Origin of the sequence: Paraburkholderia sp. BR10937 (assembly GCF_040965695.1) — a bacterium.
Lineage (GTDB): Bacteria > Pseudomonadota > Gammaproteobacteria > Burkholderiales > Burkholderiaceae > Paraburkholderia.
Window position 1 is genome coordinate 51,641 of sequence record NZ_JBFRCL010000032.1, and the last position, 19,600, is coordinate 71,240.

The 19,600-nt window shown below is 62.2% G+C and carries 17 protein-coding genes and 1 pseudogene; 12 read left to right on the forward strand and 6 right to left on the reverse strand.

The features are described from left to right. Positions 1 to 342: 342 nt before the first annotated feature. Both AB4Y44_RS25005 and AB4Y44_RS25010 read right to left on the reverse strand, forming a co-directional pair. Positions 343 to 639, reverse strand: coding sequence for a hypothetical protein (locus AB4Y44_RS25005; protein ID WP_368701165.1), 297 nt, complete (start codon positions 637 to 639; stop codon positions 343 to 345). Between the two features lie 20 nt (positions 640 to 659). Beyond that, positions 660 to 962 carry a DUF3761 domain-containing protein gene (locus AB4Y44_RS25010; RefSeq protein ID WP_368618946.1) on the reverse strand — a complete coding sequence of 101 codons (303 nt, stop codon included), beginning with the start codon at positions 960 to 962 and terminating at the stop codon, positions 660 to 662. Positions 963 to 2,146: 1,184 nt separating this feature from the next. Here AB4Y44_RS25010 and AB4Y44_RS25015 point away from each other — a divergent pair. The 6 genes from AB4Y44_RS25015 to AB4Y44_RS25040 all read left to right on the forward strand — a co-directional run bounded on the left by AB4Y44_RS25015 (position 2,147) and on the right by AB4Y44_RS25040 (position 10,046). Next, a complete protein-coding gene (locus tag AB4Y44_RS25015; RefSeq protein ID WP_368618945.1) occupies positions 2,147 to 3,103 on the forward strand; it encodes a nucleoside triphosphate pyrophosphohydrolase family protein in 957 nt (318 codons plus the stop codon). Next, positions 3,100 to 3,807, forward strand: a complete 708-nt coding sequence (locus AB4Y44_RS25020) for a hypothetical protein (RefSeq protein WP_368701166.1) — start codon at positions 3,100 to 3,102, stop codon at positions 3,805 to 3,807. The genes AB4Y44_RS25015 and AB4Y44_RS25020 overlap by 4 nt, the downstream gene beginning before the upstream one ends. Next, on the forward strand, positions 3,804 to 4,934 hold the full coding sequence (locus AB4Y44_RS25025) for a uracil-DNA glycosylase family protein (RefSeq protein ID WP_368701167.1): 1,131 nt from the start codon (positions 3,804 to 3,806) through the stop codon (positions 4,932 to 4,934). The genes AB4Y44_RS25020 and AB4Y44_RS25025 overlap by 4 nt, the downstream gene beginning before the upstream one ends. Positions 4,935 to 5,444: 510 nt before the next feature. Beyond that, positions 5,445 to 5,681, forward strand: coding sequence for a hypothetical protein (locus AB4Y44_RS25030; RefSeq protein ID WP_368618942.1), 237 nt, complete (start codon positions 5,445 to 5,447; stop codon positions 5,679 to 5,681). Between the two features lie 302 nt (positions 5,682 to 5,983). Further along, a complete protein-coding gene (locus AB4Y44_RS25035) occupies positions 5,984 to 6,166 on the forward strand; it encodes a DUF3820 family protein (protein WP_368619012.1) in 183 nt (60 codons plus the stop codon). Positions 6,167 to 6,257: 91 nt separating this feature from the next. Next, positions 6,258 to 10,046: a hypothetical protein gene (locus AB4Y44_RS25040; RefSeq protein WP_368685332.1), complete on the forward strand. Its 3,789-nt coding sequence runs from the start codon at positions 6,258 to 6,260 to the stop codon at positions 10,044 to 10,046. 10 nt (positions 10,047 to 10,056) lie between these two features. Here AB4Y44_RS25040 and AB4Y44_RS25045 read toward each other — a convergent pair whose 3' ends face one another. Genes AB4Y44_RS25045 through AB4Y44_RS25055 form a run of 3 tightly spaced genes read right to left on the reverse strand, consistent with a single transcriptional unit; the run spans position 10,057 to position 13,897 of the window. Further along, positions 10,057 to 11,568, reverse strand: a complete 1,512-nt coding sequence (locus AB4Y44_RS25045) for a hypothetical protein (protein WP_368701168.1) — start codon at positions 11,566 to 11,568, stop codon at positions 10,057 to 10,059. Then, positions 11,565 to 12,698, reverse strand: coding sequence for a hypothetical protein (locus tag AB4Y44_RS25050; RefSeq protein WP_368618938.1), 1,134 nt, complete (start codon positions 12,696 to 12,698; stop codon positions 11,565 to 11,567). Before AB4Y44_RS25050 ends, AB4Y44_RS25045 begins: the two co-directional genes overlap by 4 nt. Then, complete coding sequence (locus AB4Y44_RS25055; protein ID WP_368618937.1) at positions 12,695 to 13,897, reverse strand: hypothetical protein; 1,203 nt, start codon at positions 13,895 to 13,897, stop codon at positions 12,695 to 12,697. The genes AB4Y44_RS25050 and AB4Y44_RS25055 overlap by 4 nt, the downstream gene beginning before the upstream one ends. Positions 13,898 to 14,655: 758 nt before the next feature. Here AB4Y44_RS25055 and AB4Y44_RS25060 point away from each other — a divergent pair. Then, the gene (locus AB4Y44_RS25060; protein ID WP_342924174.1) at positions 14,656 to 14,856 is read left to right on the forward strand and encodes an H-NS histone family protein; all 201 of its coding nucleotides are present in this window, start codon (positions 14,656 to 14,658) and stop codon (positions 14,854 to 14,856) included. A gap of 108 nt (positions 14,857 to 14,964) precedes the next feature. Here the strand turns inward: AB4Y44_RS25060 and AB4Y44_RS25065 are convergent, their stop codons facing one another. Continuing rightward, positions 14,965 to 15,186 carry a hypothetical protein gene (locus tag AB4Y44_RS25065; RefSeq protein ID WP_368701174.1) on the reverse strand — a complete coding sequence of 74 codons (222 nt, stop codon included), beginning with the start codon at positions 15,184 to 15,186 and terminating at the stop codon, positions 14,965 to 14,967. Between AB4Y44_RS25065 and AB4Y44_RS25070 the strand changes: the two are divergent. From AB4Y44_RS25070 to AB4Y44_RS25090, 5 genes and pseudogenes are all read left to right on the forward strand, one after another. Continuing rightward, positions 15,109 to 15,334: pseudogene (locus tag AB4Y44_RS25070) on the forward strand (lipid ABC transporter permease/ATP-binding protein); the annotation flags it as partial. The gene AB4Y44_RS25065 and the pseudogene AB4Y44_RS25070 sit on opposite strands and share 78 nt — an antisense overlap. A 99-nt stretch (positions 15,335 to 15,433) precedes the next feature. Further along, entirely contained in the window at positions 15,434 to 16,186 is a 753-nt protein-coding gene (locus AB4Y44_RS25075) for an SAM-dependent chlorinase/fluorinase (protein ID WP_342924175.1), read from the forward strand. Positions 16,187 to 16,670: 484 nt separating this feature from the next. Continuing rightward, complete coding sequence (gene msuE / locus AB4Y44_RS25080) at positions 16,671 to 17,252, forward strand: FMN reductase (protein WP_342924176.1); 582 nt, start codon at positions 16,671 to 16,673, stop codon at positions 17,250 to 17,252. A gap of 20 nt (positions 17,253 to 17,272) precedes the next feature. Then, complete coding sequence (locus tag AB4Y44_RS25085; protein WP_342924177.1) at positions 17,273 to 18,457, forward strand: acyl-CoA dehydrogenase family protein; 1,185 nt, start codon at positions 17,273 to 17,275, stop codon at positions 18,455 to 18,457. 9 nt (positions 18,458 to 18,466) lie between these two features. Then, positions 18,467 to 19,594, forward strand: coding sequence for a sigma-54 dependent transcriptional regulator (locus AB4Y44_RS25090; RefSeq protein WP_342924178.1), 1,128 nt, complete (start codon positions 18,467 to 18,469; stop codon positions 19,592 to 19,594). Positions 19,595 to 19,600 lie beyond the last annotated feature (6 nt).

Below are 19,600 nucleotides of genomic sequence, written 5' to 3' on the forward strand. Positions count from 1 at the left end.
AGGCATTTATGAAGGTATTTGGGAAGCTAAAGGGTGAGGTAATCAGCGAACGCTTAAATTCGCCAAGCAAATCGAAGCATCGCGCTCGAATGCTAGGCGCTCCATTTTCAAGCATCACTGGTCGACCACCGGACACGCGTCAGGTACTGCAACGTCCGCATCGGCGCGATCAATTAACCTGTCAGTTGACCAGGTTCGCGACGGACATGCGATAGATCTGACCGGCGCCGCGGCAATCGCGCATTCGAATCGTGTGCTGGAGGGGTAGCACTTGCCGGACTTCCTGAGAGTTCGCGCGAGGGCGGAGCATTGCCAGCCAGAACGCCATTCCTTCGCCGAGGATCAGGCCGCTGGCTTTTTGCAGGCGATGACCATCGATCGCTCGTTCGTCTTCGTGCCGAATAGGCCACTTCGGCTCGCTTCCACCGCATCCGCGTCTTCGTCGCTTCGGTCGATCACGTCGAAACCAGCCGTCTTGCAGATCTCCCCAGCTGCCTCGAAGCACTTGTCCCAGCCGCGGACGAAGCCGCTGCAGTTCAGCGTGTAGGCAGGTCGCCGATTTGGGGCAAAACTTTCGTGAACCGTGGCGCATGCACCAAGCGTTAGCATCGCGACGACACCCGTCAGTCCACGTTTCATTGTCCGCTCCCGGCTTTTCGTTATTCCCACTCGGCGACACCGTGATGACGCGAACACGTGCCCGAGTGGTGCTGGCTGAAACTGTATGTCCCGTCGCCACATCTTGCCGTGGCACCGACCGGCACGGCGCCGTTTCGGGAGTGCGCAGGCGAATGCACGATATGCCCTTCGTGGTTCACGTAGTGGCCGTGCTCCTGTAGTTGGGACTCGTCAGGCGACGATGGCTGGTAGGCATGGGCGATGCCTGCGAGCGCCAGCAGTGCAACGAGACTGCCGCATCGAGCTGTGATCAGCACGCGCACGGCGGCACGATTGCGACTCATGCGGATCCCTGTCGTCCTCGTTCTAATTTTGGGTGCCCGTCGCAAGCGGACCCTCGTCGGCATACGAGGCACGGGGGGCAGTGGCCATTTCAATGTCCATCATTGGAGTTGCGGGGTGGTATTAAAAACCCGTCATGCAGACGGGTGTAAGTGGGCAAAGCGTTGGTTGCCGCTACTTCTTCTTGGGCGGGGGTGCCGGTTGCTTCCTTGCCTGGCTCAAATCCGAACCCGCGACCGACTTCTGGTTGGGTGTGCTCTTCTTGTTCGAAAGCTGCTTGCTAGCGAGCTTGGCGTCTTTCTTTCCCGTAGCCATAAACACCTCTCAACTGGTTGTGATTGTACTGCTGAGCTAATGTAGGAATAATTTAACCGAATGTGCGAATAGCGTTTACCCGTGCCTGCCGGGTAAGTTGCACCAGGAACGTCGGGCGGTTGCAGTTTGAAGCGCTCAATCGCGCCTCCGTAGGCTCAATCGATGGGCGAAACAATACTGAGATCGCCCACAAGATCAAGAACATATTCGAACTGCTTCCGTGGGCAGAGGGCGGAATCGTTGCGGCCGGACGGCGGCAGACATCCACGGCAGCTAACGGGGCCATCCGCTCACCCACTTCGATTTCTCGTGGATCGCAGTTCGGCCTTTGCGGACGTTGGAGCGACACGAGCTGTTAGGCAGTTGAGAGGCGCTTTGCCGCCGTTCGCGCCGTCGTAGCCTCGCATGCCAGGTGCTGGGAATGAGTACTCGCGATCTACAGCCCGTCATCTGGGCCACTGCAGCGGCTAAGACGGCGATTGAGTTCCGGGAGACATCCGGCGCTACAGTCGTTGGCTGCTTGTCAACTTGAGCGGCCGGTCGCAGACGGTGCCCTGAATTGCTCCGGCGGCAACATCACAGGACGGTGACCATTTGTCGACTGTTGCGAATTCGAAAAATCAATCGAGCCGATTCGATGCATTTCGCATAAACCGCGGGAAAAAGCTGAATTTTACTTTGCGCGCTGGCAGATCGCTGTCATTCTTACCGCCAACATAGTCGGCCACGTCGAGAATATCCGGAAAGCCGTCCTTTATGTCGGATTAGAAAGTGTGGGCGGGCAGTAGTGGCACATCGACTATGCTGCGCCGAAACGCACGGTTCACGAATTATTTGGAGCATGCTTTAAATTCATGTTCGGGGAGGGCGTATGCCGCGAAGCGCGCCAGTTGAGAAAACCGAGGAAAGTTCGACAAGTGGCGCTAGCGCGACGATGACAACGTTTAGCGAATACCAAGCGATGGTCGAGCGCACCAATGAACGTCCCTCCCGCGCAGTCTCACTAATGGGTCTCGTCGGTGAAGTTGGTGATCTTCACAGCATGATGAAGAAGCTCCTCCTGCAAAAGGACAATCCCCTGTTTCGAACAGAGCTGCGAGAAGAGTTCGGCGATTTGCTCTGGTATCTGACCAGTCTGGCTTCTCTGTATGAAATCCCGTTGGCGGAGATCGCCAAAGCAAATGCCGAGAAGGCTGAATCGCTGTATTCGGAAGGAAGTGTCAACGTTTTCGATAGCGGCTTTGCGCCAGATGAGAGGCTGCCTCGGCGCTTCGTTGTCAACTTCTACGAGAAACCACTGGAGCGAAGCCTATACGTCAAGGTCTCCGTCAATGATGTCGTCATCGGTGATGCACTAACCGACAATTCACACGAGGACGATGGCTATCGCTATCACGATGTATTTCATCTCGCGTATGCGGCCGTACTCGGGTGGTCTCCCGTCTGCCGATCGTTGCTCAAGTGCAAACGCAAGTCGAACGCCAAGATTGACGAAGTGGAAGATGGTGCGCGCGCCGCTGTAATTGAGGAAGCTGTCTCAATTCTTGTTTTCAATCAGGCAGAAGAGCGAGGATGGTATGTAGACCGCAGTTCTATCGACATCGGACTGCTCAAGACCATTCGCAGGATGGTAACTGGCTTGGAAGTGCGCACTTGTACAGCAAAGCAGTGGCAGCTAGCGATTTGCCAAGGCTACGCCGTGTTCCGTGAACTAAAGAGAAATGGCGGTGGCGATGTGACTGTTGATTTGGACAAGCAACGCATTACATATCGTGTGTCACCCCCTACAAAATGGGTATCTTCGATCGCAAAGGGACGACGAGTATGACGATTCCCGTCGTTGAAGGTCCTACGGCACTGGAAGCTTGGCGCGCGGGCTGTTCTCTCCTACTTGACGCACGGGGCGAAGTCAGCAATCTGATTACTATGGTGGATCAACCGTGCGAAGCAGAGGGCGATTGGTTGAAGCAACATTCGCCGGCTCGCATAAAGGCCGGGGCAGATGACGCCTGCGACGTCGCCAATACGTTGTTTCCGCAGCGGACCTGCGACCGAGCAGCAACGCGATCGGAGTTCTATACCCGCTACCTGCAAGTTCATGACCGCGCTCGTAGATGGCAACGTGGGCGCCACGCATGGGGCACGTACTTTGAGCGGCTCGTTCGGTTTCCGCCGGATGGCGTCAATCAGCTAGAGCGTGCAATCGACAAGCTGAGCACATGGCCACAGCGGAACACCACCGGTCTAGTATTTCATCTCTCATCTCCAGCGGTAGATGCACCCCGTACAAGAGGGGGGCCTTGCTGGCAGTTTGGAGAAATTCTTTGGAACGCCGACGATTCCCTGGACCTTGTCGTGGTATACCGGAACCATGACTTCTTCAACAAAGTGCTGGGAAATTTCATCGGATTAGGCCGGCTGCTTCGGTTCATATGCGTGGCCTCGAACAAGCGGCCCGGAAAGCTTGTCTGCCATGCGGTTCATGCTTACTTTGACTGCTCTCAGCAGCAGCTTCGTTCACTGATTCAATGACGTCCGCCGATGAAAAGGAGACCAAGTTCCTCGACTTGGTTAAACGTGTAACCGCGTGCGAGAAATGCCCGCGGATGACGGGGAGCGCGCGCGTTCTCGGACCCGGTTGCGGTTCTCTTGACGCGCCGCTTATGTTTGTTGGAGAGGCGCCCGGGCGGCTCGGGGCCGATGGGTCGCACTTGCCCTTTCACGGGGATAAATCCGGTCACAACTTTGAGAGCCTCATCGAACTGGTAGGAATCAGTCGATATGAAACGTTTGTGACTAATGCAGTGTTGTGCAACCCTAAAGATGAACGTGGCAACAATGCGACGCCTACGCCTGTCGAGATCGCAAACTGCGCGCCTTTCCTGAGGGAAACGATCGAAATAGTCGATCCTTCACTTGTAGTTACACTTGGCGCTGTGGCGCTCAAGGCGTGCGGCCTGCTTCAAGCGCACGCACTTTCGCTCCGCGAGCACGTTAGAACGAACAACGCGTGGTTGCGCCGGACGCTGATACCTGTGTATCACCCGGGGCAAAGAGCCATGGTTCACCGCAGTTTCGCAAATCAGCTAAGTGACTACCAGTTCGTCGCTGAGACTCTGAAGAGGCGAAAGCGGCAGCGTAAGAGATCGGTCAGTGGCAAGCCTAGGGCTGATGCAGCAAAGCTCGGTCACGTTGCTCGCAGGATATTGCAGGGTAAGCCGGAAGGGCTTAGTTACTTCGCGCTTCATAAGTTGTGTTTCCTAGCTGAGCTCGCATCACTTGAAGCAACCGGGGAACGTCTTACGAATGCGTATGTCGTCCGGCAAAAGGACGGTCCATATTTTGTAGACTTGCACTTGGCAAAGCTGCCGCAGTTGGTCCCCGGAGTCATGATTCGGCCCGTCGGCAGCAAGGTCATGCTTGGGCTTGCCAGGCAGGTTGATTTTCTTACGAACGAGCCCATTCAGGCTCTGTCTGCCCATGATGAAGCAGCGGTAAAGGCCGTCGTAGTGAAGTATGGTGAGATGCGTGACGAAGAACTTAAGAGGGTCGTCTACCTGAGCAAATACATGCGCGCGCTACTCCGAAAGGAGAAATCGAATGGCGCAAATCTTTATAACGCCGCCGTGCTGCCATTCGTGACGAAAGACTCACGTTAGTCCACAACAGCTGCCTCGGTTCGGAATTGTGTAACTCTTTGAATTTTGTCAAAGGTGCCAATTTCGAGGGTCTATAGTTCGCGCCCTCGAATGACCACCTTTGAGCAGTATTATCGACTATGCGCGCCCGAGAAGCGGGCAAGTGGCCGAAAAGGGTGGTCGTTAAGACCCATTCGACGGTGATGAGAGTTGCCATTCGTCGACGCCGGTTTGCGAGCGTCCGCAAAGGTATGTGCAGCAGTCGCACGAACCGGTTCCCAGACCATCCGCAAAGGCCGATATGCGCGCATTTAATGGTGAGCGGCTTTCCGAGTGATCCGGCCGTTCGAGCGACCGCCGGACGACACAGGTGATCGCCAGCAATTGGGCCGGTTCGCGCCTTACCGGACGAAACGGCGACGCACGCGATCTTATCCGCGTTTATTCTCCCGATCGAGTGCAGAAAATGCTTCACACAACAGCGCTTCCTGGTCGGTAAGGCGCTGTTTGTCGCGTGTGTGGAGTTTGCGCATGTTTTCCATCTTCCGCGAATCGCGGGCGTGTCCTGCAAATGGTCTTGGGCATCAGCGCCCAGTCCGGATCAAGGCACACAAGGGAGAGCAGAAATTCGCGGTGAGCCTGGCTCAGTGCGCGTGGCAGAACATGATGAATTTGCGCCTGGACTGCCTCGAGCTGGGCGAGACCGACCTCGTCCACCGTCATCCCCACAAAACCCGCCTCGTATTACACGTGCAAGCCAGGCGCTGATGGCGTCGAGATCGTCATCGGCGCCGATCTGGCGGCGTCCGGTGGCGCGGTTCGCGCCGTTGGCGGCCGTCCAGGTCGTCGGGTATCGCGAGCGTGTCGAGAGGGCGAGGCGTGATGAGGGCGATTTCCATGGGAAGTTGGTTGGCTTACGGCTACCCCTCAGACCCAGCAATTTCCGCACCCCGCTCTTTCTGACCCGCACCCGGCACCGCGAAACGGCCAACGATTCTGGTTGCGCAAAGGCGCAGCCGTGCGCGACCGGGCGTCTGTGTCCAGGTGGACGCGAGGACGAGGGATCGTAGATTTCGCAACTAACCGCCTCCGCCATCCTCACGCTCATTGCGGACCTGCCCGGGCATTACCTCAACTGGTTTGCCCGCGAAGGGTTTCCCAAAGGGGAAATCGGCCGCCTGCTCGCACTGATGCAGGAGATGGACCACAACGACCTGAAGGGTTTGCTCGATCCGCTGCGCAAACGCGGTTAGCGTCAGACAGAGCGAGGAATCGAACCTCTCGCCGCGCATGACCTATGCTGGCAGCACGACACACGCCGCACTCTGCGCGGAGACCCTTGCCATGCACCGTCCGCCTCTTGTTCTCGAGGTTAGCGGCTACACCGACGCTGATCACTGGAGCTGGCATCTCAAGGATGCCGGGGGCGCCACGCTGGCTGCGCACGCCGTGACCCTCGCGCACAGCGACTGGCGCCGCGAGGGGCTGTTCAACCTGCCCGCGTGGCTTCGCTACCATTGCGCGCCGGACACTGCTGACGAAGACGAGCAGCGTCATCTCCAGGCGTTCGGCGCATGGCTGGGCGAGATCGTTCTCGGGCCGGCAATCGCAGGCCATATCGTTGCGCATGGCAATCCGGACGCGCTGGTCCGGGTCGTCTTGCCGCTCGTAGCCGCGCCCTTGCTTGCGTTGCCGCTGGAGTTGGCGCATGCGAGCGGGCGGCCCCTCGGCCAGCGTGGCGTGAGCTTCGTTTTCGAGGTCGCGCGAGAGGGGCTCGCGCGCACGCCGGCGCCTGGCGGGTCGCTGCGCATTCTCGCGCTGTTCAGCGTGCCGCCCGCGGGCAGCCCGCTCAACCTGCGCGGTGAGCGGCAACACCTGCAGTCGCTCGTGAGCCGGCTTGCTGCACAAGGCCGGCGCGTCGAACTGCGGGCGCTACAGTACGGCGTCACGCGCAAACGGCTGGAGCAACTGCTGGGCGAGGATGGCGGCTGGGACATCGTCCATTTCGCTGGCCACGGAACGAGCGGCGCGCTGCTCCTCGAGCGGTCCGATGGGGCGCCGGACCCCGTGACGCCCGACGCGATCGTGCGCATGCTCAGCGTGACCACCGGGCGTTTGAAGCTGGTCGTGCTCGTTGCGTGCCATTCCGCTTCGGCGAGCGTGGGCGCGACGCTGAGCTGGCTTGGCGCGCCCGACACACCTGGCGAATCCGACGCCGATGCAGAGGCCGCCGGCCGCGTCGAGCAGGGTCTCGCGCAAATGCCCGCGTGGGTGCTGGAGCGCGGCCTCGACTGCGCCGTGCTCGCCACGCGTTACGCGGTCGACGATCAATACGCCGCGTTGTTGACCAACGCGCTCTATCAGCGCCTCCTCGAACGCGGCGAGGCGCTGCCGCGCGCCGCGAGTATCGCTTCGGAACACGCGCTGCGTGCGCTCGGCCGGAGCGGCTCTGCGCCGGACCCTCCGTTATCCATGACCATGCCGATGTTGCTCGGCAGGCACGCTGCCGACTTGAGGTTTGCCGTGCACCCGCACGCGAGTCTGGAGGCTCGCGATGCGGTGCCTGCGGTGCCGCCGTTTGCGGCGGAGCCCCGGCACTTCGTTGGCCGCGTGCGGGCGATGACGCAAGCGAGCGAAGCGCTCGCGGAGCATGCCACCAGCCGGGGCGTGCTGTTTCACGGCATGGCGGGAGCGGGAAAGACCGCCTGCGTGGTGGAACTTGCCTGGCATCATCTCCGGGCGGCTCGCTTCGAACGGGTCGTCTGGTACAGGGCGCCCGAATTGAACGCCGACGCTTCGATGACCTTGAGCGCGCTCGCGCTCGCGATGGAAACGCAGTTGCCCGGCATCGCCATGCTTCATGCCGTGGCGAGCGAGGCCGCGCTGGCCCAATGGCTGCCGGTGTTTCGGCAAACGCTGGAGACGAGCACCGTTCTGATCGTGATCGACAACGTGGAAACGCTTTTGACGGCCAGTGGTCACTGGTGTGACCAGCGTTGGTCGATGCTGATGCGCGCCTTCCACGATCACGGAGGTGCGTCGCGCGTGGCGATGTCGAGCCGCATCGTCCCCACCGGCATGCCCGCTTCCTTCGTTCTACTGACCGTGCATGCCTTGCCGCTCGACGAAACCTTGCTGCTGATCCGCGAGCTACCCAATCTGGGGGCGCTGCTCGAAGGCCGTTCGCCCACTGTCCGTGCCGCGCGCGGCCGCGAATTGTTGCGCGACACCTTGCGGGCGGTGCAGGGCCACCCGAAGCTGATCGCGTTCGCGGAGCGGCTCGCCGCCGAGCCGGAACGCCTCGCACGGCGGTTGCGAGACATCGGAGGTCCCGGGCAGGCCGATGCGGACGCAGCCGACGCTTACCTGGTTCGCGGCGAAACCCACCGCGACGTTCAGGCGTTCCTCGATCAGCTCGATAGCTGGACGCGCGCGCTGTCTCGCGCGCTCTCGAAGTCCGTGAGAACGGTGTTCCATCTGCTTTGCGCAATGGAGCCGGACGACCGGCGCAGGGCGGTCGTCGAAGCCAATTGGCCGACGCTATGGCGCGAAACATCTCACGGCGCACAGCATGTGGACATGCGCGCGGCGATCGCACGGCTCGAAAGCTGCGGGCTCGTCGAGCTGCGCGCCGCCGCGGGGCAACGTGCCCACGCCGCCTTCGCGATTCACCCGGAGGTGGCGCGCGCCGGGCGGGCCGAGGCGGGCGTGCAATTCCAGACGCGCGTTGACGAGGTGATGGTGAATTACTGGTATCACCTCATGCGCGTGACCATGGACAATGCGGCGCGGGTGGCGAGTGCCGGCGCCACGGTCGCGCTGGCAGGCTGGTCCGCGTTTCCCTATCTGCTGCGCAACGGCGAATGGGATCTTGCCTCGCAGATGATCGAGCGGGTGATGCGCGTGGACGACTCGCCGCGCGCGACCGCGATGTTGCTTCCCGTCGTCACGCGCATGGCGGCCGCCACCGCGAAAACACCGAAGGCGTTGATCACCCAGACTCTACTGGCAAGCGTGCTGGATCGGGCCGGCTTTTGGCGCGAAGCCGTGGAGCGCTGGGAGGCCGTGCTCGATGCGGCCGAGCGCGCGGACAACTTCGCGGTGGCGGCGCCGGTGTGCAAAGATCTTGCGAATGCCTGGCAGTCCGTAGACATCGAGAAAGCGCAGGCTTATGCGAAGCTGCATCACCGCTATGCGAGCCTGGCCGGGGCCGGCACGTGGAGCGAGTTGTCCGCGCTCGGGCAGCAGCTTCAGTTGCTCGCGCAAAAGGCACAGTACGGCGAGGTGTTGACGCACCTGCCCGAATTGCGCCGGCGAATGATCGCGGCGGGCAAGCCGGGGCCGCTGGAAGCCATGCTGGACTGGAACGTGCGCAACGTGATTTTCGATACGGCGAGCGACGCCGCGTCTCAATACGGCAGAGCTTGCCTCGCTGCGGCAATGAGCCACGAGGGCACGGAAGCGCTCGACTGGGAGACCCGCGCGCGCGCCGCGTGGCGCGCTTCCCTGAAGTACAACGGCAAGGCGCGCGCCGCCCATCGCCGGCGTGGCGCCCTGCCGCTCGAACTGGCGCGCAACCGATTCAACGATAATGGCCCGCTGATCGATCTGGGGCGCTACGCCGAGGCGTACGCGATGCTTCTCGAATGCAAGAACGTGTTCGAGTCGGAAAATGCAGTTGCCGAACTCGGCAATCTTTATTCGGCGCTCGGCACCCTCGAACAGAAGCGTAAGCACATGAAGCAGGCGCGCGAATTCGAGGCCAGGGCGCTGCGCTACAAATACCAGGGCGGCGACGCGCGGCTTGTCGCCATCAGCCATTTCAATCTCGCCAACCGCTATCTCCCCGCGGACGCGGAGTCCGAGATCGGCGTGGCGCATCGCCTGGCCGCGGCACTCATCCGGGCCGCCAACGATCCCGATCGTGCCGGGTACTACGCGGCGACGCTGAAAGCGCACCTCGCCCAAGGCGGTGGACAGGCGAGCGCCGTACTGGCCAGCGATTTCGACGCACTGTGCGCGATCGTCGAGACAATAGACGGCGTGACTTTTCGTGCGTTGATGGCGCGCCTCGCGCCGGGGCGCGAGGGCGCACTCATGAAAGCCATCATCGCGACCGCGCTCGACGCGTGATCGCACGCGCCTATGCCGTCTCGGCCACCGTGCACCGCAGATCTTTGCCGGTGACGCTGCCTTGCGCAATCACGTTATCGCTCGACGCCTGGAGTGCGAGCGGAGGCGAAGCGGCTTCGATTTCCCAGCCAAAAAAGGCGCCGATGGGCACGGCGCGCCGGCTTCGGGTGCTCCAGAGGCGCCGTTCATCGCGCCATGCTTTGGCGTCGGTTTCCCGTGTGGCGTTCATTGCCATCGACGAGAGCATCTGAAGCGCCAGCGTGTTGCTAGCAGCAAGGCAGGGTGGTCCGAGTCTGCGCGCATGCGCGAGCAGCGAGAGGCAGTGCGCCGCGATGCCGGCATCGTCGCTGCCGCTATCGGCGTCGTTGTCGGCGACCGCTGCGAAGGCCCAGGCCGCGGCAACGGAGGCATCCGCGACCCAGTCGTACGCCGCACCGAGCGTTTGCGCGATCTGCGCCGCGTCGGCGATCTGGCCGGTGCGCGCCATGAGCAATGCTGCCGCGACGCTTGCCCACGGTGCGGCGCCGTGCGTCATCAACGCTTCGAGAGCGGCTGCCGTGTCTTTATCGCCGCTGTGCCAATCGTTATCGGCAATCGCCTTCGCGGACGCGACGAGCAGCGAATCGACCTCGCTCGGCAGGGCGCGCTGCACCGCGCCGATCAGCGTGGCCGTCAGTTCGTTCACGGGGCGCATCGTCACGACGAGATCGGGGCGCGACGCAGCGACAGCGGGCCGCAACGTCAGCCAGACGCCTTCGTCCATCACCGGCACGCCAACACGCCAGGGAGCGCGGCCTTCCACGGCAATCGTCAGCCGCAGCGCCGCGCGGCACGGCCATTGGCCGTGCACCAGCTTGAACATGACTTCGCTGTCGCAGGACTGCGCGACTTCGATCTGCGCTTGCGCCGCATGCCATTCGACCACGTCGGGCTGCTCCGTATCGGCGAGATCCGCGCTCGACAGACTGACTGTGAAGGTGCGCTGTTCCAGGTTCGCTTGGGTCAGGAACGGGAAGTTGAGCGGGAACGGCGCGGGCTCCTGAAAACGCGTGGCGTGTTCCGGCAACGAGAGCGGCAAGTTGCCGGCCGGCAAGCCCCGGCTGGGCGCATTCTCGGGCGAGGGGCTGGAGAGGCCGGACCAATCCTGCGGCGACACCACCCGTTGCGATGCGCTTTCGCTCAGGTCGCTCAGGACGCTCAGCAGCCCGCTCCGGCGCGGTCTTGGCAGCGAGGTCAACGCGCTGCTCGGCGCAAAATCCGGGTCTGAGCCAAGCTGGACCGAGGCGGACGCATCGCCTTCGCCGGCCGGTGCCACTGTGAATGCCTGAGAGGTGATGCCGCCGCTGCTCGCGCTTTCGATGGTCGCGTTGTAACTGTCCGGTCCGAGCGCGATCTCGACGGGCTCGCCCGCCGCGGAAAAAACGCGGTTTACCGTCTGCGACTGCGTGCCGACGACGGTGATGCGATAGGCCCCCTGGCCCGGCGGCTGGATCACGACGGTGCGCGCCGTTTCATCGTTCATGGCAGTAACCTGACTATCTGTGCACAGGGATTGGCGTGAAACTTCGCCGGACGATAGGCTTGCGCACCGCTGAAGGTGGGTCTTGCCTCGAACTCGGTGCCGGTTGGCGCGACTTCGAGAAAGCAGTTCGTTTGCAGTGGCGCGGACTGGATGAACGTGAGGCCATCCGAGGCTTCGATCAGCGTGAGGTACGCCATGTCGGCGAGATTGTCGGTACGCACGACCACAGGAATGCGGGCATGCGGCACGGTGACCAGCGTCGCCTGGTTCGCGAATTTAGTGAGCGCCTCCACGTCCAGCGTCGAATAGCCGAAGGCCGCGTCCGCGACTTTCGGCACGTTGCAGAGCAACCGTTCGCCGGTGACGACCCATGCGCCGTTGCTGTCACGGTCAACGCACGCTTCGAAGCTGCGCAGCAAGGCCTGCGTGAAGTATGGCGGGTCGTGGCTGTCCGGGCCCCACGCGAGCTGGCCGAAACGCGAACCCGCAAGCGCGAGCGACCTAACCCGGGTTGACGCTATCTTCCCGAATTTCGCCTTGACCAGTACGACGCCGTCAAGGCCGTCGTACTCGGACAGCACGCTATCGACCAGTTCCTGGCACGCGTCGAGAAAGACCCAGCACGCGCTCGCGCCGATCACCGGCAGATTGGTCGCGAGGTTGCCAATGTTGAGCGAGGCGCCCCACTGGTTGAACGGATTGGTGAGCACGTCTTCCAGCAGCCCGGACACGCTGAGATCCGCCTCGGCAACGCCGTGCGACGACATGTAGAAAAACATGCTGTCATTGGGGCGGCAACGGGCGAGCCATGCGTTGCCAGCGGTTTCGACGTTGACGCGCGTCGCGGCACTCACGCCGTCATCGGCGCGTGGATCGTTGGCGAACTTGCCGATGTCCAGTTGATCGGCACCGGCGTCGGCGTCCGGATCGGACAGCAAACATTCGATCGATGCGAGCGGCGCCGTCAATTCGTCCTGGTGATCGAGCAGATAGCGGACAATCGCACGCGCGCCGGCCACGGTCGATTGCCGCGTAGCGGCCTCGCCAAGCTCGGGGAACCGGCCGCAGCCGATCACGAAGGCATGCGTCGCGGGCGCGGCCCCGGGCGCGCGCTGAAAGATCTGAGTCATGGCAAAAACCCCGCTTGTTTCATGCGTGCGTTGAGCCGCCTATAGAAAACGAGGTTCGTGAAGTAGGCGCTATGGGCGTCGGTGATGCCGGCGGTGGTGCTCGCTTCGAGATCCTCGACGTCTTCGAAAACCGGCTTTGCGAGGAACGACAACACGTCGAGCCGGTTATAGACATTCCACCAACGTTCCGCGCAGCCGGGCTTCGGCACCTTGTTGCCTTGGTTTGCACCACAGCCGGCGCTCGACGCCGTGAAGACCTTCAGTTCTTCGAACAATGCCACCTGGGAACCGACGGTGAGGAAGAGATCGGCCTTGAAGGGTGCGCCCAGCTCGTCGGTGAGCCCTTGCACGAAGGGCACGTCTGTTAAAAGGTCGTACAAAATGACGCCCCCCATGCTGTGCCCGCACACGATGAGCCGGCTGTGCGCGGCGTTCGCCGCGCTTGCGGCCGGAATCAAATACTTGCGGATCTCCGCGCGGATGGCATCGCGCGCGGCGCCCGCCTTGAGATACGTAAAAACGTCGCCAATGAAGATGGCCAACTGCGGAGTGAGCTTGCCGCGTACCGCGAGCACGGCCGGACTGTTCACGAGGTCGGTGGTCGCGCCCTTTAGCTGCGTCGCGGCGCTGCGCACGCTGTCGAAGAGCGAGAGCGACTGGTCCTGCAGGAAGGGGCGCGCGGCAACCTGCAAGCGGTCGAGAAAATCCTTGTCGTCGGTCGCGCCGGTCAGGCTTTTGCGCGCTTCCGGATTTTCGAGCGCCCTTGCCGCCGCGCTCCAGAAACGCACGGCGTTTTCCACGGCGGCGGGGTCGGAGCTTTGCGCTTGCTCGATTGCGATAGAAGAGAGCGAGCCGACGACGGCGTCCAGATCGCTCTTCGCTGCCCTGGCGAGCGTATCGCCGGGGGGCTGAAGCGGCGACGCGCCCGTCGTCCCGCCCAGGATGCCGCCGATGGCGAGCGGTGCGCTGCCTGCTTCGGCTTTCAGCACGTGTCCCGGAACGCACGCGAGATTCCACGCGGGGTGGGCGGCATGGACACTCCAGAGCGGATTTCGGATCGTCACCGATTTTTCGAACGTCTCGTTCTGGAACATCTGGTTGCGGGCTGCGAGCGCCGTTTGATACTCGACGTATTGCGCGTCGCCCGCGGCGTCCGAGCGCGGACCATCGACGCCATGCACATAGACCAGTTGATTCATCTTCGCTATTCCCCTGCTGATCGGTTGAACAGTGGAAGCAGTGCACGTTTTCGAGCGGTTGGAGCGGGACTGAACTCCTGAGCCCAGTCTAGTCAATCATGGCTCGAAATAGAAAGGCTCCCGAACGCAGCGGGTGCCGGTGTCGTGAACGACGATGGCGATGCTCATCGATACGAGTGCGCGGATGTGGCCTCGAGAACGCGGTGGCATGGGATATGCCGGTACGTGGTGAGCGGATTCTTGTGATCTTTGCTGGTGATTTAACCGATAAGGACTGTGTTCGTCTGTGGCCTTCCGCACGAACCGTGCTCATATTCCATCGCGCTTGCCCGGCAAAGAGGACGGGCGCGTTTTGATCTTACAGAGTTTCAATCGCAAACAGGCGCCTTATGATAAGAAAACTTATCTTCACATACGCTTTGCGCGACGACTTGGGGCGCCACTATGATTCTGGCGGAAATTCTGACCAGCATCCCACACGGTATGAATCACCACTTCGAATTCGTTGCCTTCGCGCTGCCGGTCAGAATCGCTTGCGCCGCCCGTCGCGGCGCTCGTGGCTGCGTATGACCCATGAGCCGTGCCCAGCCCAGTTGCTCGACCGGGCGCGACGTCGGTCCCTGCACGTCTCGCCGCGGGCAGGATTGTCTGATGCGGTTTTTCGGGGGCCGCCACGCTGCTTCGGGGCCAGCTGTCAATCGCGCAAAACCGAAGCAGGCTAAGATCGCGCTGACCATATTCGACGGCTTGGGGGAATCATGGCTACGCTCAGGGAACTGAAAGCGCAAATGGCCGCCTTGGAGGAGCAGGCGGCGTCGGCCCGACTCGCAGAAATTGAAGAAGTGCTCGCAGACATCAGGGCCAAGGTAGCCGACTATGGGTTTACCGAGCGGGACGTCTTCGGACGCCGGAGGGGCACGCGTGCGACGCCCGGCGGGGGAGTCGTGCCTCCCAAATAGGGGTATTCGTCCTTTCCGTGCATTTTCTGGCGGTTTGCACGAGAAAACGATTTCAGATCAACCAGTTGAAAAACCGTCAAGTTGCAAAAGCGTGTGAGGCCGCTCAGCCTAGCTACCAGCGGCTTCTAACGCCGTTACCGCCAGAAAATTCACGAAAAGGACGAATACCCCGACGAAGCGCTCTCGTCGGTCGACGCGGAAAACGAAGCCATCGTCCAGAAGGCGCTCGACCGGCTGACGCGTGGACGCACGACGCTGATCAGCGAGCAACAGATTCGCGACGCGCTGGAAGCGCTCATGGCGCAGCGCACGTCGATCATCATCGCGCACCGGCTCTCGACCATCCGCAATGCAGACACGATCCTCGTCGTCGAACAGGGCAGGCCTCGTCGAGGCCGGGCCGCATGGCGAATTGCTGATGCGGCAGGGGGCCTATGCGCGGCTCGTCGCGCATCAGGCGGGAGCGTTTGCGGCATGATGCAAGCGTGGTGCCGCCGTCATGTTGCACGGCACACGAGCACAGGATCGCTGCGCGCCCCGTGACCGACGAGGCGGCACAGGATTGCAAGGAACCTATATGACGCTCGCACTGTTTACCGATTTCGGGGCCGACGACATCTATGTCGGGCAGGTCCGGGTCGCGTTGCTGCAACACGCAGCAACCGGCACCTCAATTATCGACGTGCTGCATGATGCCCCGAACTATGACGCGCAGGCAGGCGCGCATCTACTCGCGGCGCTGGCGCCGTGGTATCCACCGGATTGTGTCTTCCTGGCCGTGGTCGATCCGGGCGTGGGTAGCGAGCGGGATGCAGTCGTGCTGCAAGCTGACGGGCAGTGGTTCGTCGGGCCGGACAACGGGCTGCTCTCGGTCGTTGCGGCGCGTGCGGCTCGCACCCAGACCTGGCGCATCACATGGCGTCCCGCCGCGCTCTCCGCCTCATTTCATGGTCGCGATCTGTTCGCCCCGATGGCGGCATGGCTCAGCCGCGGCGAGTTACCTGCCGACAAGCTTGTTGAGACGACAGGGTTGCGCGTGCAACTGGCTGCGGGCAATGTAGCCGAAGTGATTTACGTCGATCACTACGGCAATGCGCTGACTGGGTTGCGGGCTGGCACTGTGCCGGGGTCCGCACGGCTGGACATAGCGGATGCCGTTGTCGACTATGCCCGCGTCTTTTCCGAAGCAATGGCCGGTCAGGCCTTCTGGTACGAGAACTCGATCGGGCTCGTCGAGATCGCCGTGAATCGCGGCAGCGCTGCGGCACAGCTTGGCGTACGCGTTAGAGATCCCGTCCGGGTGACCGCGGGCGATGAAACGGCAACATAGCGCCGGGAATCATGCGGGTGTCTTGTACGCTGAAATGCTGTTTGACCGTGAGTTACCCTTTCGCCGTGCAAACGCATCCGGTTGTCCACGCGTTGTCCGGATCGGTTGCAAGTGCTTTCTCCGTTTCTCCAGAAACGCTCCGCGTGCAATTTGCTGCTGGCGACGCAGCCGTCACAACCGCCGAGTCTTGTCTTCGGGTCGGAACCGCTTTCGGCTTCACCGCTCATGTCTGGAAATGCGAATAAAAACAAGCGCGTAGGGTAAATGAGAAAAATGGCATAAGCATTTGAAAACTTGATGGTAGGGAGGGTTGGAGGCGGCTTCGTAAACTGTGTATCAGACAACAACCTCTGTAGCAGAGGTTGCCGATACAACGTTTATTCAAGCAACTTGCCTCGCGCAGTGTCGACGCTGCGGGCCGATGGGTGTTGGTCTCATCGTGTTCCGCCGACCCTGCGCCGCAGCGCCTCAACGAGGGCCTCCCATGTCTCAATCCATCAATCTGGTTGTCGTCAGCGGCAGTCCTTATCGTCCTTCGCGCACCGGGACTTTGCTCGCCGCGCTGGGTGATTCTTTGGCCGGTGCACTTTCCGTGCGTACGCGTGTCATCGAAGTCGCCGACCTGGTGTCCGACATCGGCACGGCGCTGTCGCGCGACCAGCTATCCCCGCAGGCTGACAACGCATTGCGCGCAATCGAGCAAGCCGACGTGCTGCTGGTCGGCGCGCCGGTCTTTCGCGGCTCCGTCCCGGGACTCTTCAAGCATCTATTCGATCTTGTCGCGGTCGACGCGCTCATCGGCAAGCCGGTGCTGCTGGCGGCAACGGGCGGAAGCGCGAGGCATGCACTCGTGATCGATCATCAATTGCGCCCCCTGTTCAGTTTCTTCCAGTCGCTCGTGTTGCCCACTGGCGTCTACGCATGCACGGATGACTTCACCGACTACCAGATCACGGACCCGGCGCTGAAAGCGCGCATTGCGCTGGTGGTCGGGCAGGCGTTGCCCATCATCGCGGGGCTCTTTCCGCAGGCGAGTCTCGGGGCGCCCGAGAGTCTCGCTGCCTGACGCGTTCGGTCGATCCCATCATGTTAGCGAATACTGAATCCTTTTCCACGACCGCTTCGCAGTCAGTGCAGGAGTTGACGCAGCTTCTTGCGGCAAGCGCAATCGAGCGCGACGAACAGGGTGGAACGCCCAAAGCCGAGCGCGAAGCGATTCGCCGCAGCGGCCTGCTCGCACTCTCGATTCCCACGCAGTACGGTGGTCAGGGCGCAGACTGGGCGGCGACACTGGACGTCGTGAGGACGTTCGCGCGCGTCGATAGCTCGATTGCCCACGTGTTCGGGTTTCATCACTTGTTGCTCGCGACCGTGCGCCTCTTTGGCCGGCCGGAGCAGTGGGAGCGCTGGTTCGAGCAGACCGCCCGGAAGAACTGGTTCTGGGGCAACGCGCTCAATCCGCTCGATACACGCACCGTCGTCCAGCGGTTCGATGACTGGTACGAATTCTCGGGGAAGAAGAGCTTTTGCTCCGGCGCCATCGATTCGGAAATGCTCGTGGCCTCGGGCCTCGACGCACAGAGCCACAAGCTGCTGATCGGCGCGATTCCGACGTCGCGTTCGGGCATTACGCTTCACCACGACTGGAACAGTTTTGGACAGCGCCAGACGGACAGTGGCAGCGCGTTGTTCGAAAGGGTGCGAGTGGAGGAAAGCGAGCTTCTGCTCGAACCCGGGCCGTTGAGCACGCCTTTTGCCTGTCTGCGTCCGTTGCTCGCGCAACTGATTTTCGCGCACCTGTTCCTCGGTACCGGCGAGGGGGTGTTTGCCGAGATGAAACACTACACGCGGCACGAATCTCGCCCGTGGTTCCGGTCGCCCGCGCACGAGGCGGGCAAGGACCCGCATACGCTGCGGCACTACGGTGAAGCGTGGGTCGGGCTGGAGAGCGTCCGGTTGCTGGTGGAACAGGCCGTACGGTTGTTTGACGAGGCATGGTCGCGCGGTGACGCCCTCGATGCGAACGCGCGCGGCCGGGTAGCGGTCGCGGTTGCGACGGCGAAGGTCGCCGCGACCCGCGTCGGGCTCGATCTGAGCAGCGGGCTGTTCGAGGTTGCAGGGGCGCGCGCCACGCATGGCGCGCTACGGCTCGACCGGTTCTGGCGCAATCTGCGCACGCAGACGTTGCACGACCCGGTCGACTACAAGCTGCAAGAACTGGGCGACTGGGCCGTCAACGACGAGATCCCTGCACCTTCCTTCTATTCCTGAGTGGGCGCAATGCAAATCCTGTCGCATTGGCCGGGGGAGCCGGAAAGCAAGTCCGCACTGGTGGACTGGATCTTCGAGGACCCGCGCTCGAAAGCATTGCTGGCCGAAATCGAGCAGGTCGCGCCAAGCGAGGCGAGCGTATTGATCAGCGGCGAACCGGGTACAGGAAAAGAGCTGGTCGCGCGTTACATTCATAGCCGCAGTCTGCGTCCGCACGGCCCCTTCCTGACCGTGAGCTGCGGAGCATTTTCCGAAGCGCTGGTGGACGCCGAGTTGTTCGGCCATGAAAGCGGCGCCTTCGCGGGCGCGTTCGGCACGCAGAGCGGGCGCTTCGAACAGGCGGACGGCGGCACGCTGTTTCTGGACGAGATCGACGACTTGCCGATGCTTGTGCAGACGAAGCTGCTGCGGGCGCTAAAAGACCGCGAGGTGATTCGTCACGGCGGTAGCAAGGGCATTCCCGTCGACGTTCGCGTGCTGGCTTCCACCACGGCCAGGTTCGAGGAGCGTATCGCCGCGGGCCAGTTCCGGGCGGATCTCTACTATCGGCTCAATGTCGTCAACATGGAGGTCTTGCCCTTGAGCGAGCGGCGCGGCGATATCGTGCCGCTCGCGCGTTACTTCATCAAGGAATACAGCCGGCAGCTCAATTACTCGGGCGCGTCGCTTACACAAGACGCCGAACGCGTGTTGACCGATTTTGCGTGGCGCGGCAACGTTCGCGAACTCGAGAACGTCGTGCATCGCACATTGCTGATGTCGAACGGTGGCGAAATCGGCGCCGATGACCTGCGCTTCCCGGCGCGCCACAGCGGCACGCGTGCCGGGCACGCGCCGGGCGCCGCGCCCGAAGTCAGCTCACCCGCGCCCGCAACGCCGGCCTCGGGGCTCGACGCGCTGCGCGCGGCAGTGCGCCGGCTCTGCGACGAGGGCACCGGAAACCTTCATCAGGTGATCGAAGAGGCCGTGTTCAGCGAGGTGTTCCGTTATGGCCACCATAGCCAGAGCGAAGCCGCGCGTTTGCTGGGAATCAGCCGCAACGTGGTCCGGGCCCGTCTCGTACGATCCGGCGACATTGGCGAACCGCGGCGCGTCGCGCCTCAGTCAGAACCGGCATTGAAGAAGAGCGATGCATGAACCTCG

What these genes read in the sequence shown, in the direction of transcription:
- AB4Y44_RS25005 (WP_368701165.1), bottom strand. Translation starts at nt 639, where the DNA reads ATGAAACGTGGACTGACGGGTGTCGTCGCGATGCTAACGCTTGGTGCA.
- AB4Y44_RS25010 (WP_368618946.1), bottom strand. Translation starts at nt 962, where the DNA reads ATGAGTCGCAATCGTGCCGCCGTGCGCGTGCTGATCACAGCTCGATGC.
- AB4Y44_RS25015 (WP_368618945.1), top strand. Translation starts at nt 2,147, where the DNA reads ATGCCGCGAAGCGCGCCAGTTGAGAAAACCGAGGAAAGTTCGACAAGT.
- AB4Y44_RS25020 (WP_368701166.1), top strand. Translation starts at nt 3,100, where the DNA reads ATGACGATTCCCGTCGTTGAAGGTCCTACGGCACTGGAAGCTTGGCGC.
- AB4Y44_RS25025 (WP_368701167.1), top strand. Translation starts at nt 3,804, where the DNA reads ATGACGTCCGCCGATGAAAAGGAGACCAAGTTCCTCGACTTGGTTAAA.
- AB4Y44_RS25030 (WP_368618942.1), top strand. Translation starts at nt 5,445, where the DNA reads ATGTTTTCCATCTTCCGCGAATCGCGGGCGTGTCCTGCAAATGGTCTT.
- AB4Y44_RS25040 (WP_368685332.1), top strand. Translation starts at nt 6,258, where the DNA reads ATGCACCGTCCGCCTCTTGTTCTCGAGGTTAGCGGCTACACCGACGCT.
- AB4Y44_RS25045 (WP_368701168.1), bottom strand. Translation starts at nt 11,568, where the DNA reads ATGAACGATGAAACGGCGCGCACCGTCGTGATCCAGCCGCCGGGCCAG.
- AB4Y44_RS25050 (WP_368618938.1), bottom strand. Translation starts at nt 12,698, where the DNA reads ATGACTCAGATCTTTCAGCGCGCGCCCGGGGCCGCGCCCGCGACGCAT.
- AB4Y44_RS25055 (WP_368618937.1), bottom strand. Translation starts at nt 13,897, where the DNA reads ATGAATCAACTGGTCTATGTGCATGGCGTCGATGGTCCGCGCTCGGAC.
- AB4Y44_RS25060 (WP_342924174.1), top strand. Translation starts at nt 14,656, where the DNA reads ATGGCTACGCTCAGGGAACTGAAAGCGCAAATGGCCGCCTTGGAGGAG.
- AB4Y44_RS25075 (WP_342924175.1), top strand. Translation starts at nt 15,434, where the DNA reads ATGACGCTCGCACTGTTTACCGATTTCGGGGCCGACGACATCTATGTC.
- msuE (WP_342924176.1), top strand. Translation starts at nt 16,671, where the DNA reads ATGTCTCAATCCATCAATCTGGTTGTCGTCAGCGGCAGTCCTTATCGT.
- AB4Y44_RS25085 (WP_342924177.1), top strand. Translation starts at nt 17,273, where the DNA reads ATGTTAGCGAATACTGAATCCTTTTCCACGACCGCTTCGCAGTCAGTG.
- AB4Y44_RS25090 (WP_342924178.1), top strand. Translation starts at nt 18,467, where the DNA reads ATGCAAATCCTGTCGCATTGGCCGGGGGAGCCGGAAAGCAAGTCCGCA.